The organism is Caulobacter sp. P1_B12_2 (assembly GCF_056406675.1).
The window spans coordinates 1-3945 of record NZ_JBFTZS010000431.1; the positions used below are offsets into that span (position 1 = coordinate 1).

The following is a 3945-nucleotide window of genomic DNA, read 5'->3' on the forward strand; positions in this document are numbered from 1 at the left end:
CGCAGGCGGATACCGAGGCGGCGCGCGCGGCGGTGCGTTCGTTCAGGGCCTTGGGCGGCGGCTGGAACGCGACCGTGGGAAGCTAATTATCCGGGAACGGAAGAGCGAAGCGCCGACCGCGACCGGGCTGATTGGCGACAACGGGCGTCGATCTGAGGGTCGCGTTTCTGGAGGGGTGCCAGGGTCGGCTTTTGGCTTGTTTCAGAAGAGCGACCGGACGGCGCGGCTTCTGGCAAGCTAACCTCGACACCCGTTTGGACCGCGTTTCGGTGCAATTCAATACCACTGAATAGGTCGTACCTTCTGCTTTGAGCTTTCTCGCGACCGACCGCCGATCCATCTGAAATGCCTTGGATATCTCGTGTATCGAGCAAGGTCCTGTAGGAAGAAGCTCGGTCAGGGCCTCGCGGACACGCCGGGTCGTTCCTGGCGCGCGTCGGACCGATCGCCTCGAGCCGTTCCTTCCGCACCCCCCAAACGGGGATTGTGGCGCTTGTCCCGTCCTCGCTAGGTCGAAACTCGCCGTTAGAGAGACGGCGCTCTTTCAAGTGATCGAGTGGGGGTGTTGCATGTCGAAGAACCAGATCGGACGCGGCGAGACGCAGCGTAGTCCACGGGCCCTGTGGCTGGCGGGGACGGCCTTGGGGTGCTCGCTATTGGTCCAGCCCGCCGCCGCCCTCGCCGCCGACGAATGCGGCGCGCCCGTGAGCGGCGTCGTGACCTGCCCGGGCCCCACCACGACCGGCGTCAGCTACACGACGATCGACGACCTGATCCTGAACCTGCCCGCCTCGGCCTCCAACACCGGCGCGACCGCCGTGAAGGTTTCCGGTGGGGCAGGCGACATCCGGGTCGCGGCGGCCGACATCGCCACCAGCGGCGACAACGCTCCGGGTCTGGTGGTGACCACCACCAGCGGCGCGATCGACATCGATGTGACCAAGGCGACCACCACGGGCGTCGGCTTCGGCGGCGTCGACACCAACGACGCGATCATCGCCCAGTCGGTCAGCGGCGCGGTCAAGGTCAAGGCCGGCGAGCTGTCGACGGCGGGGCTCTATACATCCGGCGTCGCGGCGGGATCCAGCACCGGCGACATCACGGTCGAGATCGACAAGATCGCCTCGTCGGGCCTGAACGGCGGCATCGTGTCGGCCCGTTCGCTCAGCGGTCCCGCCGGGGCGCCGACTGGCGGCGGCAGGGTGAGCGTCGTGGTCGGCGAGGCCACGACCACTAGGCCCAACGGCGTCATCGACGCCTATGCCTATGGCGACGTCTCGGTGACGGCCGGCACGATCGTGGCGTCGGGCGCGCCGACCGTGACGCCGGCGGGCAATACGGCCTACGGCCAGGCGATCGGCGCGCGCAGCTATAACGGCGATGTCAGCGTCAAGGTCGACGCGCTGTCGACCAGCGGCGTGGGCTTCCTCGGCGTCGCAGCCAACGCCGCGAGCGATGCGACCGTCGAGAGCGGAACGGTCACCACGGCCAGCGACGGCGCGTACGGCGTCTACGTCAAGGCGGGTGGGACGGCCAAGGTCGTAGCCGACACCACGACCACTCACGGCGCGGTGACCTACGACGGCTCGACCCACTACACCGACGCCATCCGTGTCGAGGCGGCCGGACTGATGGACGTGACTTCGCAGCACGCCGTCGCGACGGGCAACGGCGGCTCGGCGATCGTCGCCAGGGGCGACGGCGCGATCAAGATCATCAGCGGAGAGGCCTCGGCCAGCGGCGACGGCGCGCTGGTCAATGGCGCCCAGGTGTTCTCGAACGCCATCAGCGCCCAGAGCTTCCTGAGCGGCATCGATATCACCAGCGACAAGGCCAGCGCCGGGGGCGCCCAGTCTTGGGCGATCTACGCCTCGGCGGCCAACGGCGCGATCACCATCGACAGCGGGACGGCCACGGCGGCCGGGACTGGCGGTCGGGCGATCTACGCCAACGGCGGCGGCGGGGTGACGATCAAGAGCGACGGCGCATCGACCACGGGCGCGCCCAGCGGGTCCAACGCCGCCGACGCCATCATGGCCCTGACGTTCAACAAGAGCGCCAATATCGACATCACCAGCGGCTCGGCCAGCACGACCGGCAACAACGCCCGCGGCATCTACGCCTGGACGACCGGCGCGATCACCATCGACAGCGGCGAGGTGGCCACCACCGGGAACAACGCCCACGGCATCATGGTCGATTCCGACGGGGCGCTGGTGTTCGGCGCGCCGCACGTTCCTGTCGGCGGCGCGGGGACCCTGAGCATCGCCAGCGACAAGGTGTCGGCGACCGGCGCTGGCGCGATGGGCATCTGGGCGGACTACGCCGGCCCGATCAGCATCGACAGCGGCGAGATCACGGTCGGCAACGGCGTGGGTCTCTATGTCTACGGCCAGAACACGGTGGACGTCTCGGCCGACAAGGTCACGGCCAACGGCACGGGCGTGGTCGTCTACGGCCGCGAGGGCGCGGTGAACCTGGCCACAGGCGCGGTCTCGGCCGGAACCCAGGGCGACGTGGGCGTCTTCGCCCAGACCACCAGCGGTGACATCGTGATCAGCGCCCAGTCCACCAAGACCCAGGGCGACATGCTGACCGGCTTCACCGCCGACGCCGTGGGCGGGATCTCGACCAGCGGCGATGTCAGCGTGGCCAACGGCGACGCCCAGACGGCCGGCCGTTCGGCGTTCGGCGCCTACGCGATCAGCCAGACGGGCGCGGTGTCGATCGACAGCGGCTCGGTGGTCACGGCGGGCCAAGGCTCTACCGGGGTCTATGCCCGCGGCGCCAGCGCCTCGGTCACCAGCGGCTCGGTCCTCACGACGGGCGACGGGGCTCGTGGTGTGTACGCGTGGTCCAATGGCGACATCGCCATCGACAGCGGCGAGGTGATCACCACCGGCGCCAACGCCCACGGCATCATGGTCGATTCCGACGGCGCGCTGGTGTTCGGCACGCCGCACGTCCCGGCCGGTGGGGCAGGGACGCTGAGTATCGTCAGCGACAAGGTGTCAGCCACCGGCGCTGGGGCGATGGGCATTTGGGTCGACCATGCCGGCCCCATCGACATAGACAGCGGCGAGATCGCCGTCGGCAACGGGGCCGGTCTGTACGTCTACGGCCAGGGCGCGGTGGACGTCACCGCCGACAAGGTCACGGCGGGCGGCACGGGCGTCGTGGTCTATGGCCGTGAAGGCGCGGTGAACGTGACCACGGGCTCGGTCTCGGCCGGGACCGACGGCGACGTGGGCGTCTTCGCCCAGAGCACGACCGGCGACATCGTCGTCAACGCAGACGTCACCCGCACCGCCGGCCTGGTCGTGCGGGGCGGTGTCACGGCCGACGGGGTGGGCGCGCTCTCGACCAACGGTGGCCATGTGGTTGTCAACAGCGTCGACGCCGCCGTCGTCGGGCAGTACGCCACCGCCGTATGGGGCCAGTCGATCGGCGGCGACGTCGAGATCAACAGCGGCAAGGCCCGGGCCAGCAGCGACAGCACGCTGGCGCTCTTCGGCCGCGGCGATCAGGTGACGATCGTCAGCGAAGACGTCGAGATCGTCGGCGTCGGCTCGCGCGCCATCCAGGCCCTGGCCGACAATGGCGACGTGACGGTGACCTCGGGGCGCGCCGTCGCCAAGGACACCAACAGCGTCGCCATTGACCTGTACGCTAGCCACGACGTCGCCCTCAACGTCACGGGTCAAACCGTGGGCGGCCTGGCGGGGGTCCGAGTTTCGGCCCTCAATCGGGCCGGGGTCGCGGTGGGAGCGGACGCTTCGATCACCGCGCTGAGCGGCCCCGGCGTCGAGTTCCGCGCCGTCCCCGTGCCGGGCGGGGCAGGCTCGCCGACGGCCGACTACGGCGCCAGCCTGACCACAGCCGGCCATATCGGCGGCAGCGGCGCGATCGCCGTGAAGTTCGCCGGCGGGGCCGACACCCTGACCA

1 protein-coding gene is annotated in these 3945 nt (G+C 69.8%); it reads left to right on the forward strand.

Annotation, left to right across the window (positions count from 1 at the left end; all coding sequences use genetic code 11):
• Positions 1-569: 569 nt before the first annotated feature.
• Positions 570-3945: beta strand repeat-containing protein (locus AC1DZ6_RS20825; RefSeq protein ID WP_477099041.1), on the forward strand; the 3376-nt coding region annotated here is incomplete at its 3' end.